A 13,890-nucleotide genomic window follows, 5' to 3' on the forward strand; every position below is an offset into this window, starting at 1 on the left:
CAAAATTAAATACCAAAGCCCGCGACCCTGTGGGGCCCGCGGGCTCGCTTCCAAAAGAACAGCAGGCGTACAAAACGCCCGCGTGAATCAGAAGCGGAAGTGGCTGAACGCCTTGTTGGCCTCGGCCATACGGTGCACTTCGTCGCGCTTTTTCATGGCGCCACCACGACCTTCTGTTGCCTCAACCAGTTCATTGGCCAGGCGCTGGGCCATGGACTTTTCGCTGCGCTTGCGGGCCGCCTCCTTGATCCAGCGCATCGACAGCGCCAGACGGCGGACGGGGCGCACCTCAACGGGCACCTGGTAGTTGGCACCACCCACGCGGCGGGACTTGACTTCCACCATGGGCTTGACGTTGTTGATGGCGGTCGAGAATATTTCCACCGGATCCTTGCCGGTCTTCTTCTCGATTTGCTCGAGGGCGCCGTAGATGATGCGCTCGGCAACCGCCTTCTTGCCACCTTCCATGATCACGTTCATGAACTTGGAAAGCTCGACATTGCCGAATTTGGGATCCGGCAGGATTTCACGTTTAGGGACTTCGCGACGACGTGGCATTTTTTTACCTCTGCATTGCTTCAGTTGGCGCCCTTTCGGACACCGCGAGAGCCATCCGGGACCCTCACTTACTCGACCCGCACGGAACAGCCCGTGTTTGGGGTCACTACGTTTGCACCACCTGCCAGGGCGGAACAAACACCGACATTTCAGGAAGATCAGGCCTTCTTGGGACGCTTGGCACCGTACTTGGAGCGCGCCTGCTTGCGGTCTTTCACGCCTTGCAGGTCCAGCGAGCCGCGGACGATGTGGTAACGCACACCGGGCAGATCCTTGACACGAGGCCTTCACCACCGATGTAGGAAATCACCTCAAAACCGTTGGTCAGGCGCACCTTGGCGACCTTGCGCAGAGCGGAGTTGGGCTTCTTGGGGGTCGTGGTGTACACGCGGGTACACACACCACGACGCTGCGGCGAGTTTTCCATGGCCGGGCTCTTGGACTTGGTCTTTTCGACCTCCCGGCCGTGGCGCACGAGTTGACTGATGGTTGGCATGAAAGAAACGTCCCTAAACGTTTGATGAGCGAAAAAGCGAAACCCTTCGGAAAATTCCGAAAAGCCCTCTACTGTATCACGGGCCTATTGAAAGACCAAATCCATCTCTCTGGTGTCCGTCGACGCACCGATGTATTCACTGGATCCACAGCCGCAGTGCGTCCCAGGCCCGCCCGAAAATGCCACTCTCTTCAACGGACTCCAGCACCGTCAGAGGGACCTCGGCAACCGTCTCGCCGCCCGCGGTACGCACACGAAGCATCCCCACCTGCTGCCCCTTGAGCAGAGGGGCCACCAACGGATCCGGGCGCGTGACCTCGGTTTTGAGCCCGGCGCCGGTTCCCGCCGGAACGGACACCACCACGCCCTCGGGGCGCCCAAGCTTGGCCTGATCCGCGCGCCCCTTCCAGACGCGGGGAGTGACCACCGCACCGCCCACGGAGCTCAAGCGGACCGCCTCATAGGCCGTGAACCCCCAGTTCAGCAGCTTCTGACTCTCCGCTGCACGCGAATTTTCGCTGGCAGCACCCAACACGACGCTCAACAGCCTGCGCTGCCCCTCTGCTCCGGCGCCCAGCAACGCGCTGGGCCGGCGAGCAGTTGCAACGAGGCAATAGCCGGCGGCATCGGTGTGTCCGGTCTTCAGGCCATCCACAGAGGGGTCGCGGAACAGCAGAAGGTTCCGGTTGGTGTCATTGGCTGCTGGAGTGCCTGGATAGCGGTAACGCTGAATGGCGTAATACGGAACGTATTCAGGGAAGTCGCGCATCAGCCGGGTCGCCAGCGTCGCCAGATCCCGGGCCGTGGTGGTGTGCCCCGGAACGGTCAGACCTTCCGGGTTCCTGAAGCTGCTGGCGTTCATTCCCAGCGCCTTGGCCTGGCGATTCATCATTTCGACGAACTGCTCCGCACTTCCACCCACGCCCTCGGCAAGGGCCATGGTGGCGTCATTGCCAGACTGAACGATCATGCCCTTGATGAGATCCTCCACCGGCACCTTCATCTTGGGGTCAATGAACATGCGGGAGCCCGGCATTTTCCAGGCCCGCTCACTCACTGAAAGTGTCTGTTTGAGATCGATCTTGCCGGATTTGAGGGCATCAAACACGAGATAGGCAGTCATCAGCTTGGTGAGCGAAGCGGGTTCGACAGGCTTGTCCGGTTCCTTGGCCGCCAGGACCTGCCCGGACGACACATCCAGAAGCAGGTACGCCCGCGCCGCCACTTCCGGAGGTTGCGGAACAGCCGCCGAGGCGGCCAGGTGCCAACACAGAAAGAAAACGGCCAGCAGACCACCCTTGGGCAAGATTCGTTCAAACAGCATGGAATTGAAAGAGAAGAAAGAAGTCCAGGGTCGAAGCGACCCGAGTTCAGGCGACGAGATGCCGCTGCACCAGTTCTCTCAACAAGGGCAACTGCCCGTGAAAGAAGTGGCCCCCGCCTGGCACCACCAGCACAGGCAGGGCTTGCGGGCGCGCCCAATCCATTACGGACTGCAGCGGCACGGTGTCGTCGTGCTCGCCATGAATGACCAATGTGCGCTGGCGAAGTTCATCCGGAATAGCGGCGACGCCGAACCGGCTGGTGGCAGGGCCGACCAGCACCACCTTCTGGATGTCCCGCTGACCGTGCAATGCGGCCACGGCCTGGCTTGCGACGAAGCCACCAAACGAGAAGCCGGCAAGACACAGCGGACCGTCAGGCACCTGTGAGCGGACAACCTCCAGCATGTCCTGCAACTCCCCGCGCCCTTCATCGTAGACACCCCCGCTCGCACCCACACCACGGAAGTTGAACCGCACGGCCGTCCACCCGCAAAGGACGAAGGCACGCGCCAGGGTCTGCACCACCTTGTTGGTGAGGGTGCCCCCATGCAATGGGTGGGGATGCGCAATGACCGCCATCCCACGGGAAGACCCGGCAGCGCGGTCGATGGCCACCTCCAGCTGCCCGGAGGGACCTACCTGTAAAAGATGCTCGGTGTGTGCGTTCACGTGTGTCGCGCTATCAATCCAGGAATCCGGGCATCTCAGCGCCCGACTTCCGGTGGCGTTCGCAAGCGCTCGACCACCACCCCATCCCTGAGATGCGACTGCACGATCTCGTCGATGTCCTGTTCATCCACGTAGCTGTACCAGACAGCCTCGGGGTACACGACGGCGATGGGACCACCGGCACAGCGATCCAGGCAGCCCGCCTTGTTCACCCGCACCTTGCCGGGGCCCAACAGGCCCAATGCCTTGGACTGGCTCTTGCACCGATCAAAGGCCGCCTGCGCCTTGTGCTGCGCGCAGCAGTTTTCGCCGTTGTCGCGCTGGTTCAGGCAGAAAAAGATGTGGCGCTCGTAGTAGGAGGATCGGTTCTCTGACATGGCTGGATTCTAGTGGTCGGCCTGGCGCCCGGCGGGGAGTCGGGTCACTGCCCGCACGGCATACATCAGGGCGGCAAACGGCCACAGCCAGCCCAGCCACTGAGACAGGCCGTGGAAGCGGATGAAACGCCCCTGCTCCCAGACGTTCAAAGACTGGTCAAAGTAGGCACTCACTGGCGCACGATTGAGAAGACTCAGGGAGACTGCGAGTGCCAGCAGCAGACTGACGTGGCACGCGCGCGGTGGCAGCCTCAACGTGGCAAGCGCCACCAGCGCGGCGACGGCCATGCCCAGCAGCGCCGGCATGTCCACCCAGGCCCAGGCGTGGTCCGGCCCGTAAGTCATGGCCGCCGAGAATCCGGCGGCGCCCAGGGCCGACAAAAGCAGCGCAACCAGCAGCACCAGCCTGCGCGAGGGAGCATGCACATCCGCATACCCCAGCATCAGCGGTGCCAGCAGACCCAGCGCCACGCACAACGCCTGCGCCAGGGGGCTCAGCGGCACTGCCGCTTCCGACTGCAAGGGCAGCCAGACCAGGAAGGGCGTGTCCACCAGCAGACTGGACAACACCTCCTCTAGCTGTTCCCAGGCCTGCCCCAGGCCGAACGGCACCGACAACGGATACAGCAGGGCGAACGGCCAAAGCGCCAGCAACACCAGCGATCCGTGCGCCTGAGGCGCGAACCAGTTCCGACGGAACTGCGTCCATTGCCGCATCACACCCAGTCGTTCGAGGAACCAGGCCAGGCAGACGCCCAGCACGCCCCCTGCGATGTTGAGTCCGAGGTCCAGGTTGGACGGAACCCGCATGGGCAGGAAATTCTGCAGGGTCTCCAGCGACAGCGACAGCATGGCCGGCAACAGCACCGCAAACCACCACGCCCAGCGCCCCCAGCCCGACCGCAGCAACCCCAGCGCCGCCAGGAACCCAAGCGGCACATAGCCCACCAGGTTGGCCGACACATCGAACTTCGTCCAGTAACGGGGAAGGGGCGCGCTCAGAAACGCCCACACCTGTCCGCCAGACCAGCGCCATCCTTCGAAAGGATAGAGACTGGCATAGACGACGAGCGCCGCAAACAGCAGCGACAGCGGAATAGCAGAGGATCGGCTCGCCACGGCGCGCCCGGTCATCAGAATGGCTTGACGACCACCAGAACGACCACCAGCACCAGCATGATCACCGGCGCTTCGTTGAACCACCGGAACCAGACATGGTGGCGCCGATTGGCATTGGTCCTGAAGGACTTCAGAAGCCGCCCACAGGCGTGGTGATAGCCCAGAATCAGAACCACCAGCAGAAGCTTGGCGTGCATCCACCCGTTGCCGGCACCCAGGCCGATCCCATACCCCAGCCAGAGCCAGAGCCCCAGGACCAGCGCAGGGACGGCCAGCATGGTGGTGAAACGGAACAGCTTTTCGGCCATCAGCATCAGCCGTTCGCGCTCGGCCACGCTTTCAGGGGGAACCATCGCCAGGTTCACAAAAATGCGGGGCAGGTAAAACAGGCCCGCGAACCAGCTGGCGATGAAGACGATGTGGAAGGATTTGACCCAGAGCATGCGGGCAGTTTATCTGCGCCGCCGCTGCAGGGATTCATGGCCGCACGGCACAAAAAAAACCCGGCCCACAGGGCCGGGTTAGGAAGCCTTTTTGCTGTCACACACTAAGGCACCCGCTCAGGGAGGAAAAGCGGGGAGCGGTCCAAGGACGCGCTCGGGGCTGATGTTACAACAGATCACATCGGATGTGAAGCGACGCCCTGTCAAAACTGACAGGGCCTGCGCGCAGGCCAATAAATAGACCCAAAAGCACTACATCATCTTGGCCAATTCGAACATCACGGCCGTGCCCAGCGCCTCCCGGATGTTCCCGCGTCCGACCTTGGCCATCGAAAACTCGCCAAACCCGGACATGTCAAACGAACTGTCGTCGGGCGAAATCTCCACGAACGGAAACTCGAACACCTCGCGCAACAGCTCGCTGCGGAAGCGCTCGAACTCCCCGTCCTTGATCTCCGAATCGACCACGATCAGGTTGGGCATGCGGGCCTTGACGGCATCGCGGGCCTGATGGAAGTCCACCACGCTGTCGGAGGTGATCCCGATTTCACGCAGCGCATCCCGCACGTCGGCACGGATCTGCAGGCTAGGGGAGATCGTGAGCACATACGTGCCCGAGAGCGACTTGAACATCGACGAGTGTTCGTCCGACAGGTCGACGGTCGAAATGCCATCAACCGCCTGCACCACGGTGCGGCTGAACATCGCCGTGAAACTGACGCCCTCGGCGGTCACGTCGCGCTCGAGGTCGATACCGCCCGAGGCGGCAGCGATCTGGCGAATCAGCATCCAGCTGAGGCTGTCGGACGCGGTGCTGCTCGAAGGCGGGATCCCGTCGTTGGCCACGCGCATCTGCAGCCGCGCGTGCTGTGGCCACGCATTGAGGTCCATGCGCACATCCACCCGGTTGCCGAACGGAATGCCCCAGTCGAGCACCGCGTTGACAAAGGAATGCGCCAACGTCGGGTCGATCAGCACCTCGACCGGCTTGAGCTTGCGGCGCAGGGCGATGCCCAGGATGCCCAGTTCCTGCTTGCGCTCCTGCAACACGCCCTCCACCAGATCGGCCATGTTCACCTTCTCGTGCGTCTGGCGGATGCGCCCTCCGTACAGGCGGTGGATCTGCTGGGCGCTGAGCCCCGCCAGCTTGATGCGTTCGGCAGGGATGTTCAGCGCCCGGTGCTCCATCTTGGTGATGCGGCCCTTGGCCAGCAGCTGGTCGATCTGGTTTTGAAGGCTGCTCACACCTTCGGTGAACTGGTCGGCCAGCGCAGACACCAGCTCCTGCCAGTGGTCCTCCAGCTTCCATGCATCGGCCTCGGTCGGGGCGCCCGGTTTGGGGTTGGAGGTCTGGTTGGGTGGGCTGGATCTGGTGGGCTGCATGACAGTGCTCTTGAGTGAAAGATTCCTACTGCGTCCCGCATGGCCGCAGCAGCATCAGTATTTTCTTATTACGCGGCGTGCAAGACGTCACTCCGACGTTCTCAATCATCGTGCTTTTTTTACGATTTGCAACAACCACCCGGACACGCTGCACTGGGGCCATCGCAAATTACTGCACGGTTGACCGGTTTGCCACAATAGCCTCATGCACACACCCGCCCCCTACCCCCTGTCCCGCCCGCGCCGCCTGCGCCGCGACGTCTTCACCCGCGACCTGGTGCGCGAGCACCGGCTGAGCCCCGCCGACTTCATCTACCCGGTGTTCGTGCTCGACGGCGCCGGCCGGCGCGAAGCGGTCGCGTCCATGCCGGGCGTCGAGCGCCTGAGCCTGGACCTGCTGCTGCCGGTGGCCGAGGACTGCGTGAAGCTGGGCATTCCCTACATGGCGCTGTTCCCGGTGATCGACCAGTCGCTCAAGACGCCGGACGGCCAGGAAGCCATGAACCCCGAGGGGCTGGTGCCGCGCGTGGTGCGGGCGCTCAAGAAGGAGTTCCCCGGCCTGGGCGTGATGACCGATGTGGCCCTGGACCCCTACACCAGCCACGGCCAGGACGGTGTGCTGGACGAGCACAACTACATCCTGAACGACCCGACGGTGAAGATCCTGGTGCAGCAGGCGCTGACCCAGGCGGCTGCCGGGGTGGACATGGTGGCGCCCAGCGACATGATGGACGGGCGCATCGGCGCGATCCGCCAGGCGCTGGAAGCGGCCGGCCACGTGCACACGCGCATCATGGCTTACAGCGCCAAGTACGCCAGCGCCTTCTACGGCCCGTTCCGCGATGCGGTGGGTTCGGCCGCCAACCTGGGCAAGGCCGACAAGAAGGTCTACCAGATGGACCCGGGCAACAGCGACGAGGCGCTGCGCGAGGTGGCGCTGGACATCGCCGAAGGCGCGGACCTGGTGATGGTCAAGCCCGGCATGCCCTACCTGGACATCGTGCGCCGCGTGAAGGATCAGTTCCACATGCCCACCTTCGCCTACCAGGTCAGCGGCGAATACGCGATGCTCAAGGCCGCCGCCCAGAACGGCTGGCTGGACCACGACGCGGTGATGATGGAGAGCCTGATGGCCTTCAAGCGCGCCGGCTGCGACGGCATCCTGACCTATTTCGCGCGCGACGCCGCGCGGCTGCTGCGCGGCTGAAGCGCGTCCGGGCATGCGCGTCTTCCACGTCCAGACGACCTCGGTCACCGAATCGGATGGTCTGCCCACGCAACCGCCGGTCAGCGGATTCATCTGGATCGCCTGCGGCCGGCGGGAATTCGAGCTGGAGCAGGGCCATGTGCAGTCCACGCTGCTGGCGCTGGGCAGCGTGCCGCTGGTGGACCTGCACATCTCCGACCTGCTGAACAACCAGCTGCCCTCGCACTTCGACTACACCTCGCAGTACGACCTGCTGGTGTTCCGCCGCCTGGCCGCCGGGCACAGCGAAACCGACCTCTCCCACCCGGGCCAGGTGCTCACGCAGCCCACCCGGCGCGGCGGGCCGCCGGTGCTGCGCCGCATCGACACCAGCCCGGTGGGCTTCGCGGTGTTCGACCGGGTGCTGCTGACGGTGCACCCGGCCGGCTGCACGGTGCTGGACCACTACGCCACCCGCCTGCTGGGCGCGGGCACGAGTGCCGCGCGGGCGGCTGGTGTGAATCTGCCCTCCGGCCCGGCCGACCTGATGTTGCGCATCGTCAACCAGATGGTCGACGGCTACCTGGAGCTGCGACGCGAGCTCACGCGGCAGCTGGACCACTGGCAGGCCGAGCTGCTGCACCCGTCCACCCGGTTCACGAACTGGGGTTCGCTGCTGGACGCCCGCATCTCGCTGCACCAGCTCGACGAGATCTGCGAAGACCAGCGCGCCGCGATCCAGGACTGGATCGAGGCGCTGGCGGGCTGGGAGGTGGTCGAGGGCCACGGCGACCACTTCGGCGGCCACAAAGGACTGGAACTGCTCAAGGTGCGCAGCCGCGACGTGCTGGAGCACATCGAGCGGGTGATCCACCACGTGCGCCGGCTGGAGCAGAACGCCGAGACCGCGGTGCAGATGCACTTCTCGGCGCAAAGCAACCGCACCAACGACATCATGCGCACGCTCACCGCGCTGACCGCCATCTTCCTGCCGCTGAACCTGATCGCCGGCATCTTCGGCATGAACTTCGAGTTCATCCCGCTGCTGCACGACAACGCCGGCTTCTGGTGGGCCATGGGCTCAATGGTCCTGATCGCCGTGGGCCTGAGCGTGGTCTTCTGGCGCAAGCGCTACCTGGCGCGCAGCGGGCGCTGAGCGCGGCCCACCGCGTCAGGGCCGGCCGTTGCCGTGCGCCACGCCGAACAGCGTGGCGGCGTTGTCCCAGGCAATGCGCCGCGCCACGCTGGCCGGCAGCCCGCCCAGCCAGTGCCGGTAAGACTGCATCAGCTCGTCGTAATAGAGCCAGCGCTGGTTGACCCAGGTGTCCGATCCGATCAGAAACCGTTCGGGGTACTTCAGCAGCAGGCTGTGCCACTCGGGGCACAGCTGCCCGTCGCCGCAGGTCAGGCCCGGCCGGTAGGACAGCTCGCCCATCAGCAGGGGGTAGCGCGCCATGAGCGCATCGACGCGTTCGACGGAAGCTCCACCGATGCCCGTGTGCGCCCAGATCAGCCGCAGCTTCTGCCCCTGGCTGGGTGTGGCGGCCATCAGCAGGTCGATCGCCACGTCATCGACGTGCGCAAGCACCGCGAGCTGCTTCTCCTCGGCCAGTGCCATCAGGCGCCTCGCCACCGGCCCGTTGGCATTTGCGCTGTCGTAGAGGTGGAACTCGCCCAGGCCCTGATAGGGTCCGGCCGGTGTGCCCCGTGCCAGTTCGGTGCTCACCAGATCGACGATGCTCTCGTCCCGGAACCAGCTGCTGTAGTCGGCCCGGTCCCGGTACAGGCGCACGAAGGGCACCACGGTCACGCCCGCGGCATGCGTGGCCTCGCGCGCGCCGGCCAGGGCAAGGGTGCCGGCATTGGGCCGCGAATTGGCCAGCACCGCGCGCACGCCGTTGCGCTGCATGCGGGCCAGCACATCGTTCAGCGGGTGCGGGCAGGCCGGGTCGGGTGCGTCCTGCACGCAGGCATCGTCGTTGTAGTGCAGATGGGCGTCGAACAGCGGCCCCGCGTACGGGGTCTGCGCCATCACAGGCGCCGCGCCACAGGCCAGCCACAACAGGCCCCGTCGCAGCAGATTGCGCATGCCGGACTCAGCCCAGGTGCTGTGAAAAGAAGGCGAGCGTACGCTCACGGGCGAGTGCGGCCGAGGGAGCGTCCCAGGCGCCCCGCTGGTCGCAGTTGAAACCGTGGTGCGCCGGATAGAGGTGCACCGTCACCGCAGGGTGCGCCTGGCGGAACGCCTCCACGCCGTCCAGCGGAATCCAGCGGTCCTGCTCGGCAAAGTGCGCCAGCGTCGGCACCTGCTCTTTGCGCGCCATCTCGTCCGGTGTGGTCATGCCGCCGCCGTAGTACGGCACCGCCGCCGACAGCCCCTGCAGCGTGCAGGCCGAGCGCCAGGTCAGCAGGCCGCCCCAGCAGTAGCCCACGATGCCGACCTTGCCGCCCTGTGCGGCCAGACGGATCGCGGCCTGGATGTCGGCCATCACGCCCGGAGGGGGCAGGGCCTCGACCGCGGTCTTGAGGGCCATGCCCGCGCCCATGTCGGCCTCGGTGTAACCCAGATCCACGCCAGCCTTGACCCGGTGGAAGGTGGAGGGCGCCACCACGAAATAGCCTTCGGCCGCATAGCCGTCGGCCACGGCCTGGATGTGGCTGTTGACGCCGAAAATTTCCTGCAGCACGACCAGCCCGCCCTTGGGCTGGCCGGTGGGCTGCGCGACGTAGGCGGGACAATGGAATCCGTCGGCGGAAGTGAGTTGAACAAAGCTGCCCATGAAGTCTCCGAACGATGAGTGGCAGGTCCGGTGCGCGACGCTTGCGCGGGGCCGCCTGCGTTAAGTTTCGACAGGTGCATGTTGTAACCGCAAATGTGACAGAGCGTCAGGAGGGTGCAGGATGAACGCAGGGGCCAACGGGGTGCTGCTGGTGACCGGCGGCGGCCGGGGCATCGGCGCGGCAACGGCGCGGCTGGCCGCGCGCGAAGGCTGGGCGGTGGCGGTGAACTACACCGCGAATTCGCTGGCCGCCGACGAGGTGGTGCGCGCCATCCGTGCCGACGGCGGCAACGCCATCACCGTGCAGGCCGACGTGGCCGACGAGGCGCAGGTGCTGCGCATGTTCGGGAAGATCGACGCCAAGCTGGGCCGGCTCACCGGCCTGGTGAACAATGCCGGCGTGGTGGACGTGACCGCCCGCGTCGACGAGATGAGCGCGGCGCGCTGGAAGCGCATGTTCGACATCAATGTGTACGGCAGCTTCCTCTGCGCGCGCGAGGCGGTGCGCCGCATGAGCACGCGCCACGGCGGCGAGGGCGGTACCATCGTCAACGTCTCCAGCGCCGCCTCGCGCATCGGCTCGCCCGGGCAGTACGTGGACTACGCCGCGGCCAAGGGCGCCATCGACACCTTCACCATCGGCCTGGCCAAGGAGGTGGCGGCCGAAGGCATCCGCGTCAACGCGGTGCGGCCCGGGTTGATCGAGACCGAGATCCACGCCTCGGGCGGCCTGCCCACCCGCGTCAACGACCTCAAGCACCAGGTGCCCATGCAGCGCGGCGGCACTGCCGACGAGGTCGCACAGGCCATCGTCTGGCTGCTGTCGCCGGCGGCCAGCTACACCACCATGAGCCTGCTGGATGTGTCCGGCGGGCGTTGAACAAGGAACCCCATGACCGCGACCACGCCCGAGAACAGCCCGCACATCAAGATCTGGTGGGAAGACCTGGAGGTCGGACAGACCCGCGACCTGGGCAGCATTTCGCCGACGAAGGAAGAGATCGTCGCCTTCGCCAGCCAGTTCGACCCGCAGCCCTTTCACCTGAGCGAAGAAGGCGGCAAGGCCTCGGTGTTCGGGGCGCTCAGCGCCAGCGGCTGGCACACCTGCGCCATGGCCATGCGGCTGATGGTGACCAACTTCCTGCACGAGACCTCCAGCCTGGGCTCGCCCGGGCTGGAGAGCCTGAAGTGGACCAAGCCGGTCTACCCCGGCGACGTGCTGCGGCTGCAGCACACCATCACCGAGAAACGCCCGATGAGCAAGCGCCCCGACGTGGGCCTGGTGCGCACCATCTGGGAGATGTTCAACCAGCACGGCGACAAGGTGCTGCACATGGAGGGCTACGGGATGTTCCGGCTGAAAGCGCCCCCTCGCGCCGCCGCGCCCGCACAATAGCGGGATGGATTTCAAGCCCCTGATCACCCTGCTGGCCATCGTCAACCCGCTGGCCATCGTGCCCTTCTTCATCCACTACACGCAGGGATTCAGTTCGGCGCAGCGCAAGCGCACCATCCTGATTTCCTCGTTCAGCGCGTTCGCGGTCATCGCGACCTGCGCGGTGATCGGTCTGCAGATCCTGGAGTTCTTCAGCATCTCGCTGGCGAGCTTCCAGGTCGGTGGCGGCATGCTGCTGCTGACCTCAGCGCTGTCGATGCTGAACGCCCAGCCGGCCGAGGCCAAGGCCACCAAGAGCGAGGTGGACGACGCCGGCACCAAGGCCTCCATCGCGGTCGTGCCGCTGACCATCCCGCTGCTCACCGGCCCGGCCACCATGTCCACCGTGGTGATCTACGCCGACCAGGCCAAGACCTTCCTTCAGCACGCCGCACTGGTGGGCTACGGCGTGGTGATCGCGCTGGCCACCGCCGTGTGTTTCGCCGCGGCCAAGCCCATCGCCCGTTTCCTGGGCCAGACCGGCATCAACGTGATGACCCGGCTGATGGGGCTGATCCTGGCCGCGCTGGCGGTGGAGGTGATGGCCGCCGGGCTGACCAAGCTGTTCCCGGCGCTGGGCGCCTGAGCAGCGACCCCGGTTCAGCCGAACTTGATGAACAGCTTGCTGTAGGGCGCCTTGACCTGGCCGACGGCCTGCTTGATCAAGGCCTTGTCGCCCGCCGCCACCGCCGCGTTCAGCGCCTCCACCGACCGCGTCACCGCGCCCAGCAGTTCCTTGAACTCCGGCGATGACTGCGCCGACGCAGGGGCTTCGCTGGCGAGCAGGCCCGCCAGGTAGGTCAGCACACCCGCCTGCGCCGCCAGCTTCGGCAAGACGTCGTCCGCCTGAAGCCACTTCGGCCCCTCGTCCAGCAGATGCTCCATCTGGGCGTGGTAGGCGTTCATGTGGTCGCTGTAGACGATGACCTGGTTCTGGCGCCGCAGTTCGCTGAGCAGGTCGCGCACACCTTCGAGCGTGTCGTGGGCCTGGGACAACTGCCCCGCGGCCACCTGCTGCACGGCCCTGGCGTAGTGCTCCTCGACCCCGCTCAGGGTGCGCGCCATGAGCGCATCGTTGGCATACGGGACGGTGGGCTGGGACTTCACGAGCTGGGTGACCTGGGACCAGGCCTGTTGCGCCTGCTTCAGCGCATCGGCCGACTCGCCGGCCTGGCCGGCGTTGGTCTTGAACAGGGCCGCACGGTAGGGCACGTAGGCCTTCTGCAAGGCATCGGTGACGGGGTCGGCCGCCCAGGCGGACCAGGCGCAGGCGCCTGCGGCAATGGCGAGCAAGGGCAGGACTCGGAAGCGTGGGATGTTCATGACCGGAACGGGTGGAAAGGGGACAGCCATACTACCCCCACCCGTATTAAGACAGCTTAAATCCGCCGCCTGTCGCCGCGTCGGCCTGGCGGGTCAGGATGTCGCAGGTCAGGCGGATGTGGGCTTCCAGCGCCAGCGCCGCGCGGGCCTCCTGGCGCGCCATCGCCGCGAGGAAGATGCCCTCGTGCTCGGCGTGCACGTCGCGGTCGAAGCCCGGCGTGGCGCCGATGCGGATGGCGATGTGGCGGTAGCGCTCGCCGTGGCGGTAGAGGATGTCCAGCAGGTGCCGCGTCCAGGGTGAGCTGTGGCCCGCGATCAGGGTTTCGTGGAAGTGGCGGTTGGCGCGCTCCCACTGGTCCGGGTCGCGGCCGGCGCCGCCCTCCTCGGCCACGCTGAGCTGCGCAAAGGCCTCGCGCACCGAGTTCTCCCAGCCCGCGTCGCCGAGCCGGATCGACTGGCGCAGCGCCTCGGTTTCCAGCCGCACGCGCGTGTCGGTGAGGTCGCACAGGTCGTCCAGCGACACGGCGCTGACGCGGTAGCCGCGCTGGCCTTCGACCGTGACCAGCGCGTCGGACACCAGCAGCGCCAGCGCCTCGCGCAGCGTGCCGGCGCCCACGCCATAGTGGTCCTTGAGGTGCTCGACGCGCAGGCGCTGGCCCGGCTGCAGATCGCCGCACACGATGTCGTGGCGCAGCGCGCGGTAGGCGCGTTCGGTGAGGGTGCGCGGCTCGGGTTCGTCGCTGCGCGGCGCGGGGCCGGCGGCGTGCGCGGGTTGAAGCAGGTCTTGCAGCATGGT

General features: G+C 66.0%; 16 protein-coding genes and 1 pseudogene. 5 read left to right on the forward strand and 12 right to left on the reverse strand.

Annotated features, from left to right (window positions below; all coding sequences use genetic code 11):
• Positions 1–87 precede the first annotated feature (87 nt).
• From rpsG to DD542_RS11515, 8 genes and pseudogenes are all read right to left on the reverse strand, one after another.
• On the reverse strand, positions 88–558 hold the full coding sequence (gene rpsG / locus DD542_RS11480; protein WP_066160156.1) for a 30S ribosomal protein S7: 471 nt from the start codon (positions 556–558) through the stop codon (positions 88–90).
• 158 nt (positions 559–716) lie between these two features.
• A pseudogene (gene rpsL, locus DD542_RS11485) lies at positions 717–1,054 on the reverse strand (30S ribosomal protein S12).
• Between the two features lie 136 nt (positions 1,055–1,190).
• Positions 1,191–2,378 carry a D-alanyl-D-alanine carboxypeptidase family protein gene (locus DD542_RS11490; RefSeq protein WP_127805752.1) on the reverse strand — a complete coding sequence of 396 codons (1,188 nt, stop codon included), beginning with the start codon at positions 2,376–2,378 and terminating at the stop codon, positions 1,191–1,193.
• Between the two features lie 46 nt (positions 2,379–2,424).
• A complete protein-coding gene (locus tag DD542_RS11495; protein WP_127805753.1) occupies positions 2,425–3,048 on the reverse strand; it encodes an alpha/beta fold hydrolase in 624 nt (207 codons plus the stop codon).
• 35 nt (positions 3,049–3,083) lie between these two features.
• A complete protein-coding gene (locus tag DD542_RS11500) occupies positions 3,084–3,425 on the reverse strand; it encodes a 2Fe-2S ferredoxin (RefSeq protein WP_066160148.1) in 342 nt (113 codons plus the stop codon).
• A 9-nt stretch (positions 3,426–3,434) separates the two neighbouring features.
• Positions 3,435–4,559: a VanZ family protein gene (locus DD542_RS11505; protein WP_079366543.1), complete on the reverse strand. Its 1,125-nt coding sequence runs from the start codon at positions 4,557–4,559 to the stop codon at positions 3,435–3,437.
• Positions 4,559–4,987 carry a CopD family protein gene (locus DD542_RS11510; RefSeq protein ID WP_066160141.1) on the reverse strand — a complete coding sequence of 143 codons (429 nt, stop codon included), beginning with the start codon at positions 4,985–4,987 and terminating at the stop codon, positions 4,559–4,561. Before DD542_RS11510 ends, DD542_RS11505 begins: the two co-directional genes overlap by 1 nt.
• 252 nt (positions 4,988–5,239) lie before the next feature.
• Entirely contained in the window at positions 5,240–6,370 is a 1,131-nt protein-coding gene (locus DD542_RS11515) for a hypothetical protein (RefSeq protein WP_066160138.1), read from the reverse strand.
• A 205-nt stretch (positions 6,371–6,575) separates the two neighbouring features.
• Here DD542_RS11515 and hemB point away from each other — a divergent pair, with 205 nt between their 5' ends.
• Positions 6,576–7,577, forward strand: a complete 1,002-nt coding sequence (hemB, locus tag DD542_RS11520) for a porphobilinogen synthase (protein ID WP_127805754.1) — start codon at positions 6,576–6,578, stop codon at positions 7,575–7,577.
• A gap of 13 nt (positions 7,578–7,590) precedes the next feature.
• Positions 7,591–8,712, forward strand: a complete 1,122-nt coding sequence (locus DD542_RS11525; protein WP_127805755.1) for a magnesium transporter CorA family protein — start codon at positions 7,591–7,593, stop codon at positions 8,710–8,712.
• Between the two features lie 15 nt (positions 8,713–8,727).
• Here the strand turns inward: DD542_RS11525 and DD542_RS11530 are convergent, their stop codons facing one another.
• Positions 8,728–9,588, reverse strand: coding sequence for an amidohydrolase family protein (locus DD542_RS11530; RefSeq protein WP_164868470.1), 861 nt, complete (start codon positions 9,586–9,588; stop codon positions 8,728–8,730).
• 64 nt (positions 9,589–9,652) lie between these two features.
• Entirely contained in the window at positions 9,653–10,336 is a 684-nt protein-coding gene (locus tag DD542_RS11535) for a dienelactone hydrolase family protein (RefSeq protein WP_066160124.1), read from the reverse strand.
• A 121-nt stretch (positions 10,337–10,457) separates the two neighbouring features.
• On the opposite strand from DD542_RS11535, the gene DD542_RS11540 reads away from it, so the two are divergent.
• From DD542_RS11540 to DD542_RS11550, 3 genes are read left to right on the forward strand one after another with little or no spacing between them, the layout of a single operon-like run.
• The gene (locus tag DD542_RS11540; RefSeq protein WP_127805757.1) at positions 10,458–11,216 is read left to right on the forward strand and encodes an SDR family oxidoreductase; all 759 of its coding nucleotides are present in this window, start codon (positions 10,458–10,460) and stop codon (positions 11,214–11,216) included.
• Between the two features lie 12 nt (positions 11,217–11,228).
• Positions 11,229–11,732, forward strand: a complete 504-nt coding sequence (locus DD542_RS11545; RefSeq protein ID WP_127805758.1) for a MaoC family dehydratase — start codon at positions 11,229–11,231, stop codon at positions 11,730–11,732.
• A gap of 4 nt (positions 11,733–11,736) precedes the next feature.
• On the forward strand, positions 11,737–12,357 hold the full coding sequence (locus DD542_RS11550; protein ID WP_127805759.1) for a MarC family protein: 621 nt from the start codon (positions 11,737–11,739) through the stop codon (positions 12,355–12,357).
• Between the two features lie 14 nt (positions 12,358–12,371).
• Here the strand turns inward: DD542_RS11550 and DD542_RS11555 are convergent, their stop codons facing one another.
• Together DD542_RS11555 and DD542_RS11560 are read right to left on the reverse strand one after the other, a co-directional pair.
• Positions 12,372–13,094 carry a hypothetical protein gene (locus tag DD542_RS11555; RefSeq protein WP_127805760.1) on the reverse strand — a complete coding sequence of 241 codons (723 nt, stop codon included), beginning with the start codon at positions 13,092–13,094 and terminating at the stop codon, positions 12,372–12,374.
• 46 nt (positions 13,095–13,140) lie between these two features.
• Positions 13,141–13,887: a GntR family transcriptional regulator gene (locus tag DD542_RS11560; RefSeq protein WP_079366536.1), complete on the reverse strand. Its 747-nt coding sequence runs from the start codon at positions 13,885–13,887 to the stop codon at positions 13,141–13,143.
• Between the last annotated feature and the right edge of the window lie 3 nt (positions 13,888–13,890).

It is taken from the genome of Hydrogenophaga sp. NH-16, from assembly GCF_004006415.1.
Lineage (GTDB): Bacteria > Pseudomonadota > Gammaproteobacteria > Burkholderiales > Burkholderiaceae_C > Hydrogenophaga > Hydrogenophaga pseudoflava.